The organism is Methylibium sp. Root1272 (genome assembly GCF_001425905.1).
Classification (GTDB): domain Bacteria; phylum Pseudomonadota; class Gammaproteobacteria; order Burkholderiales; family Burkholderiaceae_C; genus Methylibium.
The window spans coordinates 555909-573324 of sequence record NZ_LMDY01000012.1 but is presented as its reverse complement, the minus strand read 5'-3'; the positions used below and the strand labels follow the sequence as shown (position 1 = coordinate 573324).

Annotated in this window: 21 protein-coding genes and 1 tRNA gene; 12 read left to right on the top strand and 10 right to left on the bottom strand. The window is 64.4% G+C overall.

What is annotated here, in order from left to right:
* Positions 1-84: 84 nt before the first annotated feature.
* Positions 85-426, top strand: a complete 342-nt coding sequence (locus tag ASC67_RS08540) for an H-NS family nucleoid-associated regulatory protein (RefSeq protein WP_235566262.1) — start codon at positions 85-87, stop codon at positions 424-426.
* Between the two features lie 618 nt (positions 427-1044).
* Here ASC67_RS08540 and ASC67_RS08535 read toward each other — a convergent pair.
* Both ASC67_RS08535 and ASC67_RS08530 read right to left on the bottom strand, forming a co-directional pair.
* Positions 1045-1758, bottom strand: coding sequence for a DUF6977 family protein (locus ASC67_RS08535; RefSeq protein WP_235566261.1), 714 nt, complete (start codon positions 1756-1758; stop codon positions 1045-1047).
* Positions 1751-2377, bottom strand: a complete 627-nt coding sequence (locus ASC67_RS08530; protein ID WP_056317878.1) for a DarT ssDNA thymidine ADP-ribosyltransferase family protein — start codon at positions 2375-2377, stop codon at positions 1751-1753. Before ASC67_RS08530 ends, ASC67_RS08535 begins: the two co-directional genes overlap by 8 nt.
* Positions 2378-2556: 179 nt before the next feature.
* Between ASC67_RS08530 and ASC67_RS08525 the strand changes: the two genes are divergently transcribed.
* Positions 2557-3672 carry a beta family protein gene (locus ASC67_RS08525; RefSeq protein ID WP_056317875.1) on the top strand — a complete coding sequence of 372 codons (1116 nt, stop codon included), beginning with the start codon at positions 2557-2559 and terminating at the stop codon, positions 3670-3672.
* Here the strand turns inward: ASC67_RS08525 and ASC67_RS20530 are convergent.
* Complete coding sequence (locus ASC67_RS20530; protein ID WP_162245619.1) at positions 3596-4213, bottom strand: sce7726 family protein; 618 nt, start codon at positions 4211-4213, stop codon at positions 3596-3598. The genes ASC67_RS08525 and ASC67_RS20530 overlap by 77 nt on opposite strands.
* Before the next feature lie 74 nt (positions 4214-4287).
* On the opposite strand from ASC67_RS20530, the gene ASC67_RS21260 reads away from it, so the two are divergent.
* The 6 genes from ASC67_RS21260 (at position 4288) to ASC67_RS08495 (ending at position 8993) form a co-directional block, all read left to right on the top strand.
* Positions 4288-4647 carry a helix-turn-helix transcriptional regulator gene (locus tag ASC67_RS21260; RefSeq protein WP_156466699.1) on the top strand — a complete coding sequence of 120 codons (360 nt, stop codon included), beginning with the start codon at positions 4288-4290 and terminating at the stop codon, positions 4645-4647.
* Positions 4648-4717: 70 nt separating this feature from the next.
* Positions 4718-5659: a hypothetical protein gene (locus ASC67_RS20520; protein ID WP_156466698.1), complete on the top strand. Its 942-nt coding sequence runs from the start codon at positions 4718-4720 to the stop codon at positions 5657-5659.
* Positions 5659-6294, top strand: a complete 636-nt coding sequence (locus ASC67_RS08510) for a hypothetical protein (protein WP_056317867.1) — start codon at positions 5659-5661, stop codon at positions 6292-6294. Before ASC67_RS20520 ends, ASC67_RS08510 begins: the two co-directional genes overlap by 1 nt.
* Before the next feature lie 349 nt (positions 6295-6643).
* Positions 6644-6979, top strand: coding sequence for a DUF3489 domain-containing protein (locus ASC67_RS08505; RefSeq protein ID WP_200946848.1), 336 nt, complete (start codon positions 6644-6646; stop codon positions 6977-6979).
* The gene (locus tag ASC67_RS08500; protein WP_082535897.1) at positions 6976-7380 is read left to right on the top strand and encodes a DUF2924 domain-containing protein; all 405 of its coding nucleotides are present in this window, start codon (positions 6976-6978) and stop codon (positions 7378-7380) included. Before ASC67_RS08505 ends, ASC67_RS08500 begins: the two co-directional genes overlap by 4 nt.
* A complete protein-coding gene (locus tag ASC67_RS08495) occupies positions 7377-8993 on the top strand; it encodes a recombinase family protein (RefSeq protein WP_056317857.1) in 1617 nt (538 codons plus the stop codon). The genes ASC67_RS08500 and ASC67_RS08495 overlap by 4 nt, the downstream gene beginning before the upstream one ends.
* Positions 8994-9224: 231 nt before the next feature.
* Here the strand turns inward: ASC67_RS08495 and ASC67_RS08490 are convergent.
* The 4 genes from ASC67_RS08490 to ASC67_RS08475 form a co-directional block, all read right to left on the bottom strand.
* Positions 9225-9315: transfer RNA gene (locus ASC67_RS08490), tRNA-Ser, on the bottom strand.
* A 46-nt stretch (positions 9316-9361) separates the two neighbouring features.
* Positions 9362-10660 carry a serine--tRNA ligase gene (gene serS / locus ASC67_RS08485; RefSeq protein ID WP_056317852.1) on the bottom strand — a complete coding sequence of 433 codons (1299 nt, stop codon included), beginning with the start codon at positions 10658-10660 and terminating at the stop codon, positions 9362-9364.
* A gap of 45 nt (positions 10661-10705) precedes the next feature.
* Positions 10706-11695 (bottom strand): 4-hydroxy-3-methylbut-2-enyl diphosphate reductase, encoded by a 990-nt coding sequence (ispH, locus tag ASC67_RS08480; protein ID WP_082535896.1) that lies wholly within the window; start codon positions 11693-11695, stop codon positions 10706-10708.
* Positions 11695-12156 (bottom strand): peptidylprolyl isomerase, encoded by a 462-nt coding sequence (locus tag ASC67_RS08475; RefSeq protein WP_156466697.1) that lies wholly within the window; start codon positions 12154-12156, stop codon positions 11695-11697. The genes ispH and ASC67_RS08475 overlap by 1 nt, the downstream gene beginning before the upstream one ends.
* A gap of 50 nt (positions 12157-12206) precedes the next feature.
* Between ASC67_RS08475 and radC the strand changes: the two genes are divergently transcribed.
* The gene (radC, locus tag ASC67_RS08470; protein WP_056317845.1) at positions 12207-12875 is read left to right on the top strand and encodes a DNA repair protein RadC; all 669 of its coding nucleotides are present in this window, start codon (positions 12207-12209) and stop codon (positions 12873-12875) included.
* Positions 12872-13576: a Smr/MutS family protein gene (locus ASC67_RS08465; protein WP_082535895.1), complete on the top strand. Its 705-nt coding sequence runs from the start codon at positions 12872-12874 to the stop codon at positions 13574-13576. The genes radC and ASC67_RS08465 overlap by 4 nt, the downstream gene beginning before the upstream one ends.
* Positions 13577-13597: 21 nt before the next feature.
* Here the strand turns inward: ASC67_RS08465 and ASC67_RS08460 are convergent, their stop codons facing one another.
* From ASC67_RS08460 to ASC67_RS08450, 3 genes are all read right to left on the bottom strand, one after another.
* Positions 13598-14008, bottom strand: a complete 411-nt coding sequence (locus tag ASC67_RS08460) for a group II truncated hemoglobin (RefSeq protein WP_056318299.1) — start codon at positions 14006-14008, stop codon at positions 13598-13600.
* Between the two features lie 65 nt (positions 14009-14073).
* Complete coding sequence (locus tag ASC67_RS08455) at positions 14074-14874, bottom strand: MinD/ParA family protein (protein WP_056317841.1); 801 nt, start codon at positions 14872-14874, stop codon at positions 14074-14076.
* A 12-nt stretch (positions 14875-14886) separates the two neighbouring features.
* Entirely contained in the window at positions 14887-15642 is a 756-nt protein-coding gene (locus ASC67_RS08450) for a GGDEF domain-containing protein (RefSeq protein ID WP_056317837.1), read from the bottom strand.
* A 148-nt stretch (positions 15643-15790) separates the two neighbouring features.
* Here ASC67_RS08450 and ASC67_RS08445 point away from each other — a divergent pair, with 148 nt between their 5' ends.
* Together ASC67_RS08445 and cheD are read left to right on the top strand one after the other, a co-directional pair.
* The gene (locus ASC67_RS08445) at positions 15791-16657 is read left to right on the top strand and encodes a CheR family methyltransferase (protein WP_056317833.1); all 867 of its coding nucleotides are present in this window, start codon (positions 15791-15793) and stop codon (positions 16655-16657) included.
* Between the two features lie 29 nt (positions 16658-16686).
* Positions 16687-17370 (top strand): chemoreceptor glutamine deamidase CheD, encoded by a 684-nt coding sequence (gene cheD / locus ASC67_RS08440; RefSeq protein WP_056317830.1) that lies wholly within the window; start codon positions 16687-16689, stop codon positions 17368-17370.
* Positions 17371-17416: the final 46 nt, after the last annotated feature.

The following is a 17416-nucleotide window of genomic DNA, read 5'->3' as shown; positions in this document are numbered from 1 at the left end:
ATGCACTATCCAGTGCGTTTTGGAATGAACTTTATGGGCGTTTGGCCTATCCTTTATGGTCATTACCGTACTCAAGGAGTTCTTGTGTCCACACTCAGCCAACTGCAGAAGCAAATCGCCAAGCTCGAATCTCAAGCCAATCAGATCAAGAAGAAGGAAGCCGGCGCGGTCATTGCCCGGATCAAGGAAGCGATTGCCGTGTATGGGCTGACGGCAGCGGATCTGGGATTGAGTGCGAAGGGGCCGAAGGCTGCGGCGACGAAAGTCAGCCGCAAGACGGCCGCCAAGAAGGGTCGCAAGGCTAAGGCCGGCAACATCAAGTTCAAGGACGGCGACGGCAACGTCTGGACCGGCCATGGTCGCCGGCCGCAGTGGTTCCTGGATGCGATCGCCACTGGCAAGACGCCTGAGCAGTTGGCGGCCTAGTCAGAATTTCAAAAAAAAGATAGCAGACGCTGAACTTCTAGCGGCAGCTCTCAGCCATTACTTGTTAGTCACAGATACCTGACGTACACCATCGAAGTCTGACCTGAGAAGCTCAAATCTAATAACCAGATGACGGCTGATGCGAGCACTGATCGTTGCCGTGAGGAGTCTCAGTTGCACTTTCAATACCTATCACTCGACCGTCAGCGACCAGGTGGTTCGCGCTCGCGGCAGACAACACTTCAGAGCCTTTGAAGTTGTCGGGCGACTTCGCTGAGGCATATCCGCTAGCGCTTCGCAGCGGAAGCGTTCACTCAGGTCGTTGGGGTAAAGGAACACCATCGACCACAACCAATCCCCGGCCTCTGGCCGGTCTTGGATCGGCTGGGGCAATGCCGCATCGAGCGGCGTAGCTGTCTACGGTTTCGTTCTGTATTTCGCAGATGCCCTTGAGCATGACGCAAGGATCAACCGAATTCGAACTCCTGCCTACGGCGAGCTAGAACGGTGGCCGGACTCAACGAGTTCCAACCGGCTTGCATTGATCTGGATGTGCGCCATCAGCGCATCAGGCCTTGCATGCCTTAACCCACGGAAATACCTATTGGAATCCAGCTGCTATTCATCAATTCTTGTTTGAATCTCCGTATCCTCATGTGCGTTGCTGATCGCACCTGTGTTGATCACCGCGAGGTATGTACCTTTGTCCTTCAGCACATCGGATGTAAGCAAGCCCCGCTCGTGCAGTGATACATATAACGCAGCCGCGTACGCTTGGCAGTTTATGGATCGCTCAGGGTTGAATGCAATGTCGGAGAACGCTCGGTAGGTAAGCACCTGCTCTGCAAGGGCAGGGCACTTGTGCAGCGCATTGATGTAAAGCCAGTCATAGAACGCAGTTCGTGGCTGCAGATCCCAGTCAGTTCCATAGATGCTGAACTTGATCAAGCGCCCATTTTGGAGCAATCGAGGATCACGCTTTGCATCGATCGAACGCATCTCTCGCAGATCAAGGAACGGCCCTCCACGTTCGAAGACCTTGGCCGACTGATACGCGCATTCAAGACTGTACTCACGGCCTTTGGGTGTCGTGATCATGAGATTGAAGGCACTAAGGGCGACGCCAAGCTCGTCCAGTGACTTGCTCGAAATCTCAAGGACTTTGCCAACGCCGATCTGTCGCATCGCGTTCTGGTGCAAAGACTCAATGGATCTCTGTGCCTGCAACTTCGCCATGCCCGGGAACCACTCGAAATCAACGTGATGAGTCGACACGAGCAGCTTGCCGCTTGTAGATGGTGTGAAGATCGGGCGGGTCGCCACGTCAGACACCAGCCTTCCAGAACGCGTAGTCCTTGCGATACCGGAAATAGCCAGCACGCACCCAAATCTGCAGACCTGGGTACTTCGTTCGGAGTCGTAGTTCTTGAATGTTGTTTAAGACGATCACGCCCCGAATGTAGTTCCTCGGAACGCCCTGGAGCATCAAAACCTCAGCCTGCGGGTTCGTGGGCCAATAGCCAGGGATGTCCAACTTCACCCGCTCCTTGCCTGGCACGTCGGCGTACATGACCTGGAAAGCTTGCAGCGTTTGACGCTGAAGGATAGGGATGGACGCAACAGCCCCAAGTGCAGCATTCGCCGAACAGAACGCACAAGGGAGTTCCCACAATGCAGTGGGCTCGATGACCAAGATCACCCAATCGAGATCTGGGTTGTCCTTCTTGATCCCGAACCACATCTTGTAGTTCGGGAATCCAACCGACACGCAAACCGCGTGTGTGAAGTCCGCACGTACGTTGTCGTTAAAGCCTGCGAATCCCTCCAGAATGAGAGTGTCACGCGTGATGAGACCTCGCTGCAGAATGGAATCAAGGCTGCTCTCGCGCGTGAAGTGCACGAGCTGCTTCACGCAGATCTCGGCTGCGTATTCTTGTACTGTCGTTGCCATGAGCCCTCCCTATGGAAAACTCATGTTACGAGGCGTAGATTTATAGCCAATGCGTCTTCCGCGAGAAATCATACACATTTTCTTCTCTCGTGGTACCTTTCGAGAAAAGCGTAGGCGGCTCGCAGCTATCAGGCATAAGTCCATTGGTATGCAACAAGAACGCCGGAGGAGATTCATTCATGGCGACAGAACAGGACACGATTGTCTACACCCCTGCCCTCAAGTGGAAACTTGGCGAGCAGGATGCAGTCAAGACTCTGACAGCTGTGCAGAAAGCGAAGACACTGCCCATAGCCGAGGTTCCGGGGCTGCCAATCGATTGGAAGAAGAACGAGTACAAGAAAACCTGGGATCAACACATTGACGATGTTGTTGATGCGACGATCAAGAGCTGGGGCAAGGTGCAGGAAATCGCCGTTGATCAGCCAATGGTTGACGACGACCGACTTGCGAATGGAAAGACCTTCGCTTGGCGCTACTTGTTCGACCGCCTGTGGATCGCCGGCGTTGAGGCCGTTCCCGTCGTGTCTTCGTATGCCGACTCGCTCGAGATTGCCGAACTGCGTAAGGCGGCGAAATCTAACGGGAGAACGCGCTGGATGCTTAGATACGTCGCGGATCAATCGGCTGATGAGCTTCCTCCGATCAAGGAGGTCGCAAAGTGGTTCGACGACACACTGGCAGAGTTAAAAGCCGAGCACACCGACGTTGACGCGGTTCTTGACCTTGGACATGTCGGCACGTGGGAGATCAAGCCGATCGCCGCGACCGTTGCATCATTCCTGGACGCGATTGCAGCGCTCGGCTCCTGGCGCCGTATCAGTCTGCTTTCTGGAGCCTTCCCCAAGAACTTGGCGGGACTTTCTAAGGGCACCCATCAGATTCCGCGCAAGGATTGGTCTCTTTACAAGGCAGTTAAGCCTCTCGTGAGCATCCCAGGGAATGATCTCCTCTTCGGCGACTACGGCGTCAGCCATATCGACGCGTTCGAAGGGGATCCAAGACTATTGAAGATGTCGGCCAACCTGCGGTACGCCCACTGGAAGGAGTGGCATGTTTTCAAGGCAGGGAGCGTGACCACGTACGGCTACGGCCAATACATCAGCTTGTGTCAGCTGCTAACAGCCCTGCCGATTTTCATGACTGCGAGCTTCAGTGCTGGCGACGCCAGCCATGACGACAAGGCCACGAACCCGAAGGCAAAGCCCGGAAACGCGACTATCTGGCGGCGCGACGCAACGAACCACCATATCCATGTGGTCCTGCATCAACTCGCCAATCCTTCCGGGCCTTGAGGCATCCGCGAACATAGGCGGCGAGATCCTGAACCGGCAATGCCTTCGCAAGTTCTGCAAAAAGTGCTACCTTGGGCTTGCTCCTCAAGCCCGTGCTGAGCCCGAGCTCCTCAAGCTTGACCATGACCTCATCGCGCCAAAGCAGCCGAGCTAGGTGTTCAGCCTCGAGTCCCCGGTTGCGCTGAGCCTTCCTGACCTGCCGCAAGCGACTGCCATCAAAGTCCGCAACCGCAACCAATAGACCCCAATGCTTGGGCACGAGCGCGCGAGCAGCGCGCAGGTGCCCCTCCGTCGTCACGACCCACGAGTACTCAAAGACCTTGCCGTAGGACTCTACTTGGTTGAGTAGGCGCTCGAGGGTGTCTTTGCCAGCCTTGATCTCAAAGCCTTCGAGATGACCGTTGACGAGCGCAAGATCGGCGCGCACGGTGCCATACGCGAGGGAAAATTCGTCGACAAGTAGGTCGTCATCGCCCACGCGCGTGCTGAGGTGCGACTTCAGGAGCGCTCGCAGCTGGTGGTCGTGGGCGATGGATTCCATGGGGCCGGCTAAGTGATGGGTGCGTTGCGGGCACGCAGTGTAGTGGCACCTATGCATTATGATATTATTTATGCATGGAAGTACGAAGACTAGTGCAGGAGCTCCGCTCCTTCATGGAGACGAACTCGTATAGCCAAACTGATCTATCTCGTCTCACAGGGCTACCTCAGCCAACTATCAGCCGAGCGCTTTCCAACCCCGTTCGCATCTCGCGGACTCATAGGGCTTTATGCAAATTTGCCCGCATAGCCTTTGATACACCTGCGCCTTCTAGCAGAGGGCAAGAGACCTTGATCCAGGCAGTTCTTGACGTTTGGGATGGCACTCAGGAGCATGCCAATTCGATCGCTAGACTCCTGCACGCTGGCGCGACGCTAGAGGCACATGGGGCCTCACGCGCACTGAAAAACCGCAAACCCAATGGCGACCACTGACAACCCTGCCCTCCGACTCTTCAGGTCCTTCAAGGGTCTTGGGCTGTCAGCTACTCAGGTGCGGCGATTGATGCCTGAGTGGTGGGAGGATGAAGCAGCACGTGAAGAAGGTGGCCTGCTGGAGCTGCAGATGCTCCTGGCTAGGCGCCTCAACGTCTCGCTTGCAAGCCTCCAGGCGGCCGTGCCACTCCCGGTTTTTCGGGAGACAACGCAGCGCTTCAAGACTGTGCACCCGGATGGCTCCAGTCAGCTTGCAGTGGCAGCGAGCATCGGACATGGCCTGGCGCAGATGCTGGCCAATGCTGTCGAACATAGGCCGCCGGTCGACTCGATATCCGCAGCGAGTCTGCGGCAAGACCTGCTGGCAACGAATTCAGCAGTGAGCCTCGATAGCCTCTGCGGTTGGATGTGGTCCCATGGATTGCCCGTCGTGCACGTCACCGGCTGGCCGGACGGTCTGCGGCGGCCGGATGCCATGTGTGTGCGAGTGGGTCAGCGCCCAGTGACGATGGTCGTTCGCAAGGAGCAGGCGCCGGCGAGGCTGGCATACCTTGTCGCCCATGAGCTGGGCCATGTCATGTCGGGGCATCTCCAAGCCGCTAACAATGCGGTCTTGGTGGATGAAGCCCTTCCGGTAGACGACCAAAGAACCTTCTCGGATGACGACGAGATCGAGGCAGACGCCTTCGCAATGACAGTGCTTGGCGGCGACCTCTTGCTCTCGACTTGTCGGTCGCTCTTGGGCCCGAGGTACAGCGAATTGACGCTTGCCGTCGCCGCACTCAGGGCCTGTCGGGACAAACCACTCGACGCCGGACAAGTCATTCTTGGTTGGGGCCGCCTGTCGGAGGACTGGCAGCTCACCAACATGGCGCTCAAATATCTTATGACCACTCAGAGCGCCCCCGTCGTCATCAACGATGTTGCCAAGGCGCACATTGACGCGAGCGCTCTTTCAGCGGATGGCCGCGACCACCTCGCCCGCCTGACCGCCATGGAGCTGGTCAGCTGATGAAGGTCTACATCGACTGCGACATCGCCGTGAAGTTCGCCCAGTGGGGGATGCTGGAGCGTCTGACGCAGCACCTGATCAAACAAGGCAAGGCCGAGCTGTACACGGTCCAGACCCTGCGGTACCGCTTCAAGCTAGCCAAACCGGACAATGCAGCAGCGATGCTGGGATCGAAGAAGGCCGTCGAGCAACTCGTCGAGTTTGTGAAAGTCTGCAAGCCTCCACTTGGCTTCAGCAAGACCGTTTTGGCGGCCCTTGCAGACGTGACATCAGTCGATGTCGGCGAGGCGACGCTGTTTGCTGCGGCCGGGCACTATGACGCCGCACTCGTCGACACGGGCGACAAGAACGCGCTGCGCGCGCTCGGAGCGTTATCAACAACCAGTCCAGCCCGCACCGCACTTCACGGCAAACTTGCCTGTCTGGAGCAGACGCTGGAGCACTTGGTCGGACGATGGGGCTTTGAGATCGTTCGCAAAGCCATTGCCTCCAACACCTCGGCGGACGCATCAGCCGCAGTTTGCTTTAAGCATGAAATCGAGAAGGATGTCGCCGCTGCGTTGAAGCAACGGATCTCGTCGTTGGGAGCAGACTGCCCGCTGTTGTCCGATAAGCCGTTTGCCTGGGTCTCCTAGCTCCGTCGGTACGCGAAAAAGTATCTTGACCATGATCCGTGGGTGTGAACCTTGGCCCCTTCGGACGCGCTCACTGCAGCAGTATGACGCTGTCATCGCCGTCAAGATGCACGGGGGTGCTGAGTTCGCCGTATGAGGATTTGAGGCCCGATGGTCGATCAGCGTATCCATGTGACCGCTTTCCGGCGAAATGGCTATCTATGTCCGCCCCCGCAATGGATCGCAAGCCGTCATCACACTTACGCTTGGCGATCGTCGCCAACACCCCCACAAATGACTTGATACCTTCGCCAACCAGAGCGGTACTGGTGCTGCCGCGGCCCTCGCGGCTTATCACCAGGAGATGCTCATGCCGACGAAGACCCCAGCCCGCGCGCCCAAGGTGGCCGCTCGTTCCCGCGCTTCCAAGCCTGCTTCCCGCCCAGCCGCCAAGGCTCCGGCCCGTTCCCGCAAAGCTGCTGCTCCGGCTCCTGCCGCCGTTGCCGGCACCAAGCAATCCCAGCTGATCGCCCTGCTCCGCTCGGCCCCCGGCGCCACCCTGCCCCAGATGACCGAGCTGACCGGCTGGCAGCCCCACACGGTCCGCGGCACGATCAGCGGGGTGCTGCGCAAGAAGCTGGGCTTGTCGGTGGCTTGTGAGGCCAGTGAGTCCGGTGTCCGGGTCTACCGGATCGTCGGGGCGTGAGTCCAGTGGATGCCGAGCTGGATGCCTTGGTTCAGCTTGATCGGGCCGCTTTGGCCGAACGCTGGGTTCGGGCCTTCGGCTGCCCTCCCCCTCGTAGCTCGCGCTCCCAGCTGCTGGTCTTGGCCCTGGCCTGGCAGCTGCAGATGGCTCAGCTGCTGGGGACCGGCTCTCCGGATCGGTTGTTACGCTCGCTGCGTCGATCCTCGGTGTCCTCTTCGGGTCCAGTCCTGGCTCCCGGCACCCGCCTGCTACGGGAGTGGCAGGGCCGCACCCACCAGGTGACGGTGCTTGCCTCAGGCTTCGAGTGGAACGGGGTGCGGTACCGTAGCCTGTCGGCCATCGCTCGCGCGATCACCGGGACGGCCTGGTCGGGCCCCTTGTTCTTCGGGCTGCGCCGATGAACCGGGTCTGTGCGATCTACACCCGCAAGTCCTCCGAGGAGGGACTGGAGCAGAGCTTCAACTCTCTGGACGCCCAGCGGGAGGCTAGTGAAGCTTTCATCCTGAGCCAGAAGGCGCAGGGCTGGAAGGCGTCCCGGACGGTCTACGACGATGGCGGGTACTCCGGGGGGAACCTGAACCGCCCGGCCCTTCGGGCGCTGCTGGACGATGTGGCCGCCGGCCGGGTGCAGATCGTGGTGGTCTACAAGGTGGACCGGCTGACCCGGTCCTTGGCGGACTTTGCCAAGCTGGTGGAACTGTTCGACGCCCATGGGGTGTCGTTCGTGTCGGTGACGCAGCAGTTCAACACCACCAGCTCGATGGGCCGGTTGACCTTGAACGTGCTGCTGTCGTTCGCGCAGTTCGAGCGCGAGGTGACCGGAGAGCGGATCCGGGACAAGATCGCGGCCTCCAAGCGCAAAGGCTTGTGGATGGGAGGTGTCGCCCCGATCGGCTACCGGCCGCAGGAGCGCAGCTTGGTGATCGACGAGCCCCAGGCCGAGCGGGTGCGTGCGATGTACCGGCGCTACCTGGAACTGGGCTGTGTGGGCCGGTTGCACCAGGAGCTCAAGAGCTTGGACTGGCGGACGCCAGCCAGGACGACCCAGCGTGAAGGGGCAACCGGCGATCGGCCGTTCAGCCGGGGGCACCTGTACCGGATCCTGGGCAACCCGGTGTACCGGGGCCGGATCGTGCACAAGGGGCAGGTGTTCGAGGGGAACCACCCGGCGATCGTCGATGAGGCCACTTGGCAGGCGGTGCAGCAGCAGATCGCCAGCAACCGGCAGGGGCAGCGGACGCGGGGGAACGCCAAGGATGCAAGCTTGCTGGCCGGGCTGGTGTTCGATGAACGAGGAGACAGGCTCACGCCCAGCCATGCCACCAAGGGACAGAAGCGCTACCGGTACTACGTCGGGACCGAGGGAGACGACACCCTGAGGATCCCGGCGCCGGAGTTGGAGAAGGCGGTGCAGCAAGCCCTGACCACCTTCCTGAACGACGAGGGGCAGGTGCTCGATGCGATCGAGACGACCGAAGCACAGGTGATCCAGGCAGCGCTACGGCAGGCGAAGGCAGCCGCAGCAAGCCTGAGCCACGCAGCGACGCGAATTGAGACGATGCAGAGCCTGGTCGAGAGGATCACGGTCAGCACCGACAACCTCCGCATCAGCATCAAAGCCAATGCCTTCGCCGCAGCGACGCATGCGAGCATCGATCAGCCGGTGCAGCTCAAGCGCTGCGGGATGGCGATGCGGCTGATCGTGCGCAACGGGGCCACCCCCTCAGAACCTCAGGTGGACGCGAAGCTGCTGGGCTTGATCTCGAAGGCGCAGGAGTGGTTCGCAGACCTAGCCTCGGGGCGATGCAGTGGGGTGGCGGAGATTGCCGAGAACGCCCAGGTCAGCACCTCGTACGTGACGCGGGTGATGCATCTGGCCTTCCTGGCGCCGGACATCGTGGAGCGGATCGTCAGCGGCAAAGCACCCTCAGAGCTGACCGCCGAGCGGCTTGGGCGGATGGGGGCGCTGCCGATGGCGTGGGCAGAGCAGCGGGAGCTGCTGGGCATGGCTTAAACGGCCCCACACACACGATCACGGCTCCGCGGTGCGGGGCCGTTCTGCTTGGGGCGGTGATGGTCGGCAGAATTATCCGTACCACTTTGGGAGGCCACTGAGAAAGCCCGTCGAGAACGCGCTTCGATGGCCCACTCAGCACCCTACTGAGAATGGCCATCGGGCCCGCAGGCCGCGCCACGCGGGGCTCACGCGAAAAAAAGCCCGCGTCGTGCGCGGGCTTGGACTACCTGGCGGAGAGGGAGGGATTCGAACCCTCGGTACGGGGATACCGTACGCCTGATTTCGAGTCAGGTACATTCGACCACTCTGCCACCTCTCCGGAAAACTGTGGTCTCGCTATCGCTAGCGAAGCCGCGAATTGTAGCTCAGGCCACCAGCCTTTCGAGCCCGCCGAGGTAGGGCCGCAGCGCCGCCGGGACGGTGATGCTGCCGTCGGCGTTCTGGCCGTTCTCCAACACGGCCACCAGCGCGCGGCCCACGGCCAGGCCCGATCCGTTGAGCGTGTGCACCAGTTCGTTCTTGCCTTGCGCCGTCTTGTAGCGGGTCTGCATGCGCCGCGCCTGGAAGGCCTCGCAGTTGGAGCAGGAGCTGATCTCGCGGTAGGTGTCCTGCGCCGGCAGCCAGACCTCGAGGTCGTAGGTCTTGGCAGCGCCGAAGCCCATGTCGCCGGTGCACAGCGTGATCACGCGGTAGGGCAGCTCCAGCTTCTGCAGCACGGCCTCGGCGTGGCCCACCATCGCCTCGAGTGCGGCATCGCTCTGCTCGGGGGCGGTGATCTGCACCATCTCGACCTTGTCGAACTGGTGCTGGCGGATCATGCCGCGCGTGTCGCGGCCGGCACTGCCGGCCTCACTGCGGAAGCAGGGGCTGTGGGCCGTGAGCTTGATCGGCAGCTGGTCGGCGGCCAGCACCTGCTCGCGCACGCTGTTGGTCAGCGAGATCTCCGACGTGGAGATCAGGTACTGCGTGGTGGCCTCGTCGTCGTCGCCACCGCGCGTGACCCAGAACATGTCGGCCTCGAACTTGGGCAACTGGCCCGTGCCCTCGAGCACCTCGCGGTTCACGATGTAGGGCGTGTAGCACTCGGTGTAGCCGTGCTCCTGCGTCTGCACATCGAGCATGAACTGCGCGAGCGCACGGTGCAGCCGGGCCACCGTGCCGCGCAGGAAGCTGAAGCGTGCGCCGGACAGTTTGGCCCCGGTCTCGAAATCGAGCCCGAGCGGCGCGCCGAGGTCCACGTGGTCCCTGGGCGAGAAGTCCAGCGTGCGCGGCTGGCCCCAGCGGCGCACCTCGACGTTGCCGTGTTCGTCGGCGCCGACCGGCACACCGGCCTGCGGCAGGTTGGGCAGCGCCATCAACAGCGCATTGAGCTCGCTCTGGATCACCTCCAGCCGCTCGGCGCTGGCCTTGAGCCCGTCGCCGATGCCGCCCACCTCGGCCATCACCGCCGCCGTGTCCTCGCCCTTGGCCTTGAGCTGGCCGATCTGCTTGGACAGGCTGTTGCGCCGCGCCTGCAGCTCCTCGGTGCGGGTCTGGATCGCCTTGCGCTCTGCCTCGAGCGCGCTGAAGCGCTCCACGTCCAGGAAGGGCTGTGGCGACTTGCGCGTCTCGAGGCGCGCGACGACGCCGTCGAGGTCCTTGCGCAGCAGGTTGATGTCCAGCATGGTGGGTTGCGGCGGAGAAAAGCTCGCGATTCTAGGGTTGCGGCTTCAGGCCACGCCTTCCATCGACTTGTCGCCCAGCCCCATGGGCAGCGGGAAGCGCACGGTCTCTTCCACGCCTGCCATCTTGCGCACCGATACCGCGCCCAGCGCACGCAGGCGCAGGATGACCTCCTGCACCAGCAGTTCGGGCGCCGAGGCGCCGGCCGTCAGGCCGACGCGGGCGTGGCCGTCGAACCACTCGGGCCGCAGGTCGCTGGCGGAGTCGACCATGTAGGCCGGCGTGCCCAGGCGTTCGGCCAGTTCACGCAGCCGGTTGCTGTTCGAGCTGGTGGGACTGCCGACGACGACCAACACGTCTACCTGCGGTGCCAGTACCTTCACCGCGTCCTGGCGGTTCTGGGTCGCATAGCAGATGTCCTGCTGCTTGGGCTCGCGCACCTTCGGGAAACGGCGCTTCACGGCGGCCAGGATCTCGGCCGCGTCGTCGGTCGACAGCGTGGTCTGCGTCACCACCGCCAGGCGGTCGGGGCGCGTCACCTGCACGTGCACGACATCGTCCACGTCCTCGACCAGGTAGATGCCCTCGCTCAACTGGCCCATCGTGCCTTCCACCTCGGGGTGGCCCTTGTGGCCGATCATGATGAACTCGTAGCCTTCCTTGTGCAGCTTGGCCACCTCGACGTGCACCTTGGTCACCAGCGGACAGGTCGCATCGAAGACGCTGAAGCCGCGCGCATCGGCCTCGTCGCGCACCGCACGGCTCACGCCATGGGCGCTGAACACGAGCGTGGCGCCGGGCGGCACGTCGGCCAGGTCCTCGATGAAGATCGCGCCCTTGGCCTTCAGGTCGTTGACCACGAAGGTGTTGTGCACGATCTCGTGGCGCACGTAGATCGGTGCGCCGAACTTGCGGATCGCGCGCTCCACGATCTCGATCGCTCGGTCCACGCCCGCGCAGAAGCCGCGCGGCTCGGCCAGCAGCACGTCGGTCACGCTGTGTTCGGCGTCATGGGACGGGCTCGCGTTCATCGTCATCACAACACCCCGATCAGTTGCACCTCGAAGCTCAGCGGCTGGCCGGCGAGCGGGTGGTTGAAGTCGAACAGCGCCCAGTCTTCTTCGGGCGGGCCCAGCTCGCGCAGCACACCGGCGAAGGCGCCCTGCCCGTCCGGCGTGGGGAACTGCACCACGTCACCGACGCCGTAGCGCTCGTCGGGGTCGCCATGCTCGCGCAGTACCGACAGCGCCACGCGCTGCAGCAGCTCGGGATTGCGCTCGCCGAAAGCCTCGCCCGGAGCGAGCTGGAAGGTGGTGTGCGCGCCCTCGGCCAGGCCGATCAGCCGCCGCTCCACGGCCGGCGCCAGCTCGCCGGTGCCCAGCGACAGCGTGGCCGGCTTGTCGGCGAAGGTGTTGATCAGATCGGCACCGTCGGGGCCGGAGAGCCGGTAGTGCAGGGTCAGGAAGGATCCGGGCTGGACCTGTTGAGCGTTGACCACGGAGGTTTGCTTTCGCTTCGATAGACTGAGGTGGATTTTCGCACCGCACCGTGAAAGACCTTCCCGCCGAACTCCGACCCCGCGAAAAGCTGCTCGCCCGCGGGCCGGCGGCGCTGGCCGACGCCGAGCTGCTGGCGCTGCTGCTGCGCACCGGCCTCAAGGGCCAGGGCGTGCTGCAGCTCGCGCAGGCGCTGCTCGACCGCTTCGGCGGCCTCTCCGGCCTGCTGGCGGCCGAGACGGCCGAACTCGGTAGCGTCAAGGGGCTGGGACCGGCCAAGCGGGCCGAGCTGGCCGCGGTGCTGGAGATCGCCCGCCGCAGCCTGGCCGCGCGGCTGCAGCAGACACCGGTGTTCGATTCGCCGCAAACGGTCAAGGACTATCTGCAGCTCCAGTTGGCCAGCAAGCCGCACGAGGTGTTCGCGGTGCTGTTCCTCGACACGCAACACCGCCTGCTCGCCTTCGAGGAACTGTTCCGCGGCACGCTGAATCAGGCGAGCGTGTATCCGCGCGAGGTGGTCAAGCGCGCGCTGGCGCTCAACGCCGCGGCGGCGATCCTGGCGCACAACCACCCCTCCGGCGTGGCCGAACCCTCGCGTGCCGACGAGGCCCTGACGCAGGCGCTGAAGGCCGCATTGGCGCTGATCGACGTGCGGGTGCTCGATCACTTCGTGGTGGCTCGCGGCAGCGTGGTGTCGTTTGCCGAGCGGGGACTGCTGTGAGTGCCGCCCCGCCGGAGAACCGGGCGCGCAGGACATGCCGCAAGGCTGTCGCCCTGGACGCCGGCAGCCTGAAGGACCTGAAGAGCCTGAAGCGCCGGATCGAGGATGCCGCGCAAGAACAGGCACGGCGCGAGGCCGAGCACGCCGCCGCCGAGGCGCGCCTGAGGCGCGAGCGTGATCTGTTCGCGCTCAGCGTCGGCCCGGTGTTTCCGCTCAAACGCACCGTGCGCACGCCGGTGCCGCGGCCCAAGCCGGAGCCCGTGCCGCTGCAACGCCAGCGCGATGAGCAGGCCGCGCTGCGCGAAGCACTGTCCGATGAGTTCGACGTCGAGTCGCTGCTGGACACGGACGACGCGCTGTCCTACCGCCGCAGCGGCGTGGGTGTCGACGTCGTCAAGAAGCTGCGACGCGGCGGCTGGGCCATCCAGGCCCATCTCGACCTTCACGGTCTGCGCCGCGACGAGGCCCGCGAGCGGCTCGCCGCCTTCCTGCGCGAGGCCGGCCGGCAAGGCCTGCGTTGCGTGCGCGTGGTGCACGGCAAGGGCAATGGCTCGCCGGGCCGGCAGGCGGTGCTGAAGGCCAAGGTGCGAACCTGGCTGGTGCAGAAGGCCGAGGTGCTGGCTTTCACGCAGGCGCGCGGGCCCGAAGGCGGCGCCGGCGCGCTCATCGTGCTGCTCGGCTCGCCACCTTCGTCGGCCTAGACCGAAGAGGAACCGCGGCACTCAGGTGCCACGGTTCCTCATCCAGTCGGCCGTGTTGGCGAACGAGGCCTTGAGCCGCGAGACGAGCAAGGGATCGAGTGCGCATTCGTGCATCGCCTGCTCCATGCAGGCCATCCACTGGTCGCGCTCGCGCACGCCGATCGAATACGGCAGGTGGCGCGCGCGCAGGCGTGGATGACCGAAGCGCTCGACATAGAGATCCGGCCCGCCGAGCCACCCGCACAGGAACCAGAACAGCTTGTCGCGCGAGCCGTCCAGCGTGCTCGGGTGCAGGCGGCGCAGATCCTGGAAGCCGGGCTCCAGGTCCATCAGGTCGTAGAAGCGGTCGACGAGCGAGCGTACGGCTTGCTCGCCGCCGACCCATTCGTAGGGCGTCGCCGAAGCGTCGGATTCAGGAGTGGAAACGGTCATGACGGCGCGGAGCATAGCGGTTGCGGCGGGCGATCGGCTCGCACCGCGGCACGGCACTCAGGGCATCAAGGGCTCAGCCGGGCCGCCAGCTGGCTCACCGCCTGCGCCGCCGGCGAGCCCGGCAGCGTCTCGACGACCAGTTGACGCTTCTTGACCGCGTCGCGGACCGAGGGATCGAGCGGCACCTCGCCCAGCAGTTCCAGCCGCACCGGCGTGTCGACGGCAGAGCTGACGAAGCGGTCGATCACCTGCTGCAGTTGCAGCGCGACGCCCCGCCCGTCGCCGGCGCGCGGCACCTGGTTCACCACCAGCCGCAGCTCGCGGCGCGACTGCTGCATCGCCAGCACCTTGATGGTGGCGTAGGCATCGGTCATCGAGGTCGGTTCCGGCGTGGCGACGATCAGCACCTCGTCGGCCAGCGACACGGTGTAAAGCACCACGTCGGAGATGCCGGCGCCAGTGTCGAGCAGCACGATGTCGAAGCGCGGAGTCACTTCTTCGATCACCGCGAGCAGCTTCTCGCGCACCTCGGGCGTCAGCCGCGAGTATTCGACCAGGCCCGAGCCGGCCAGCAACACCGAGAAGCCGCCGGGCGCCGGCAGCACTGCCTGCTCCAGCGTGGCATCGCTGGTGAAGACGTCGTGCAACGTGATCTTGGGATGCAGGTTCAGCACCACGTCGAGATTGGCCAGGCCCAGGTCCGCGTCGAGTACCAGCACCCTCAGGCCGCGGCGTGCGAGCGCTGCCGCGAGGTTGGCGGAGATGAAGGTCTTGCCGACCCCGCCCTTGCCGCTGGTGACGGCCAGGATGCGCGCGCGCGGCGGCGCGTCGTTCGGGACGGGTCGGTCGGTGGAGGCGGTGGTCATGGCGGTGAGGAGTTAGGAGGTGGCTGCCGCGTCGTCGAGCGGCATCGGCAAACTGGGCGAGAACAGCATGCCGCGCTCTTCGGCACTGACGAGCGAGACGGCAGTCGGCTCGATGCATGTGCGGTTGCGGCCCTCGGCCTTGGCACGGTAGAGCTGGGCGTCGGCGCGCTCGGTCCACAGGCGGGCCGACGAGCGCACCCACGGCGGCGCGAAGGCGCCGCCGGCACTGAGCGTGACACTCAGCGTGACGCCTTGCGCCAGCGGAACGGCATGCGATTCGACGGCATGGCGCACGCGCTCGGCGGCTGCCTGTGCGAACGCCGGAGGGCAGTTGGGCAGCACGATCGCGAACTCCTCGCCGCCATAGCGGGCGACGGTGTCCATGGGCCGCACGCATTCCTGCAGCGTGCGGGCCACGGCCTGCAGCACCAGGTCGCCGGCGGCGTGACCATAGGTGTCGTTGACGCGCTTGAAATGATCGATGTCGAGCAGCAGCACCAGCGCCGCCTCGCCGGAGCGGGCCACGCGGTCGGTCTCGCGCTCGAGCGCCAGGTCGAACTGCCGGCGGTTGGCGAGGCCGGTGAGTGCGTCGCGGCTGGACAGGTCGCACAGCGCGTCGACCAGCTGCTGCAGCCAGGCCGCGTCGCGCGGGCCCGTCGACAGCGCATGCCCGGCGCGCTGCAGCAGTTGCAGCGCGGTGTCGAGTTGCAGTCCGTCGGTGGGCAGGGGCGCGTCCGGCGGCTCGGGGCGGGAGGGCTTCACGATCACGGCAGTCTAGCGGGGCGGCAAGGGCGCGAAGCCGCGAACTGCGCCGCTTCCTCGCGGCTTCTTGGCGCCCGGCGCACCGCTCAAGGGCACCAGACTTCCGCCGATAAACCTGACGATCCCCCTCCCACTGCCCGAACTCGCCCCAGCCATGAGCGCCGTGCTGTCATCCGCCCTGTCCGCCTCGCCGCCCCCCGGCGATCGCGAGTTCGACTTCGAAGCCGCCGATTTCCAGCGCGTCTGCACCCTGATCTACCAGCGTGCCGGCATCAACCTGCAGCCGGGCAAGCAGGCCATGGTCTACAGCCGGCTGTCGCGTCGGCTGCGCGACACCGGGCACCGCTCGGTCGGCAGCTACCTGCAGTGGCTGGAACAGCACAGCGGCGCCGGCGGCGAGGCCGAATGGCAGGAGTTCGTGAACTGCCTGACCACCAACCTGACGAGCTTCTTCCGCGAGGAGCACCACTTTCCGCTGCTGACGCAGGCGCTGCAGCAGCGCCGCGGCCAGGCCGTGCGGATGTGGTGCAACGCGGCCTCGACCGGCGAGGAGCCCTATTCGCTGGCGATGACGGCGATCGAGGCGCTCGGCGCCCAGCACAACGTCAAGCTCGTCGCCAGCGACATCGACACCAAGGTGCTGGCGACCGCGAGCCGCGGCGTCTACGACGCGGACTCGCGCGGACTGAGCCCCGAGCGCCTGCGCGCGCACTTCCTGCGCGGCACGGGCGCCAACGCCGGTTCGATCCGCGTGAAGCCGGAATTGGCACGCATGATCGAATTCCGCAGCTTCAACCTGATGAGCAGCGCCTGGGCGCTGGGCGACCCGTTCGACATCGTGTTCTGCCGCAACGTGATGATCTATTTCGACAACCCGACACAGCGCCGCGTGCTGGAAGGCATCCACCGCGTGATGAAGCCGGGGGGTCTGCTGTTCGTGGGTCATTCCGAGAACTTCAGCGACGCGCGCGAGCTGTTCCGCCTGCGCGGCAAGACGGTCTACGAGCGCGTGGACCGCTGAATCACCTGACCCGGCCCCTGCCTCCTCCCATGCTCTCCACCACCGCCCAGCCCCCAGGCGCCGCCGCTGGCCTCGCGCGCGGCATCGCCCGCCCCTCTTCCCGCATCGAGCAATTGAAGGCCGCACCGCGCAAGGCGGGCGAGGCCTCGTTCTTCTTCTTCGACGCCCACTTCAAGGCCGACACCGTGAAGGTGCTGCCGGGCGAGTACTTCGTCCACGACGAAGACCTGCTGATCATGACCACGCTGGGTTCCTGCATCGCCGCCTGCCTGTGGGACCGCGAGCGCCGCATCGGCGGACTCAACCACTTCATGCTGCCCGACGGCGGCGGCGCGATGGAGTCGGGCCGCTACGGCTCCTACGCGATGGAACTGCTGATCAACGAGATGCTCAAGCGCGGCGCGAATCGCCTGACGCTCGAGGCCAAGGTGTTCGGCGGCGGCGCAGTCGTGAGCGGCATGAACACGCTCAACGTCGGCGAGCGCAACACGGCCTTCGTGATGGACTACCTGAAGACCGAGCGCATCCCGGTGGTCAGCAAGGACGTGCTCGACGTCTACCCGCGCAAGGTGTGCTTCTTCCCGGCCAGCGGGAAGGCGATGGTCAAGCGGCTGGCCGCGACGAACACCGACGCCCTGGTGGCGCAGGATCGCGCGGCCGCGAAGGCCGTGCTGCCGGCCGCGGGCGCAGGAGGCTCAGTGGACCTGTTCTGACGCCGCCGGTGGCGGCAGGAAGGCACATCGAGTACACAAGGACAGG

Bases quoted from the DNA above. Each gene is read 5' to 3' on its own strand.
- ASC67_RS08530 (WP_056317878.1), bottom strand. From the start codon at position 2,377: ATGGCAACGACAGTACAAGAATACGCAGCCGAGATCTGCGTGAAGCAG.
- ASC67_RS08525 (WP_056317875.1), top strand. From the start codon at position 2,557: ATGGCGACAGAACAGGACACGATTGTCTACACCCCTGCCCTCAAGTGG.
- ASC67_RS20530 (WP_162245619.1), bottom strand. From the start codon at position 4,213: ATGGAATCCATCGCCCACGACCACCAGCTGCGAGCGCTCCTGAAGTCG.
- ASC67_RS21260 (WP_156466699.1), top strand. From the start codon at position 4,288: ATGGAAGTACGAAGACTAGTGCAGGAGCTCCGCTCCTTCATGGAGACG.
- ASC67_RS20520 (WP_156466698.1), top strand. From the start codon at position 4,718: ATGCCTGAGTGGTGGGAGGATGAAGCAGCACGTGAAGAAGGTGGCCTG.
- ASC67_RS08510 (WP_056317867.1), top strand. From the start codon at position 5,659: ATGAAGGTCTACATCGACTGCGACATCGCCGTGAAGTTCGCCCAGTGG.
- ASC67_RS08505 (WP_200946848.1), top strand. From the start codon at position 6,644: ATGCCGACGAAGACCCCAGCCCGCGCGCCCAAGGTGGCCGCTCGTTCC.
- ASC67_RS08495 (WP_056317857.1), top strand. From the start codon at position 7,377: ATGAACCGGGTCTGTGCGATCTACACCCGCAAGTCCTCCGAGGAGGGA.
- serS (WP_056317852.1), bottom strand. From the start codon at position 10,660: ATGCTGGACATCAACCTGCTGCGCAAGGACCTCGACGGCGTCGTCGCG.
- ispH (WP_082535896.1), bottom strand. From the start codon at position 11,695: ATGACGATGAACGCGAGCCCGTCCCATGACGCCGAACACAGCGTGACC.
- ASC67_RS08460 (WP_056318299.1), bottom strand. From the start codon at position 14,008: ATGACCGTTTCCACTCCTGAATCCGACGCTTCGGCGACGCCCTACGAA.
- ASC67_RS08455 (WP_056317841.1), bottom strand. From the start codon at position 14,874: ATGACCACCGCCTCCACCGACCGACCCGTCCCGAACGACGCGCCGCCG.
- ASC67_RS08445 (WP_056317833.1), top strand. From the start codon at position 15,791: ATGAGCGCCGTGCTGTCATCCGCCCTGTCCGCCTCGCCGCCCCCCGGC.
- cheD (WP_056317830.1), top strand. From the start codon at position 16,687: ATGCTCTCCACCACCGCCCAGCCCCCAGGCGCCGCCGCTGGCCTCGCG.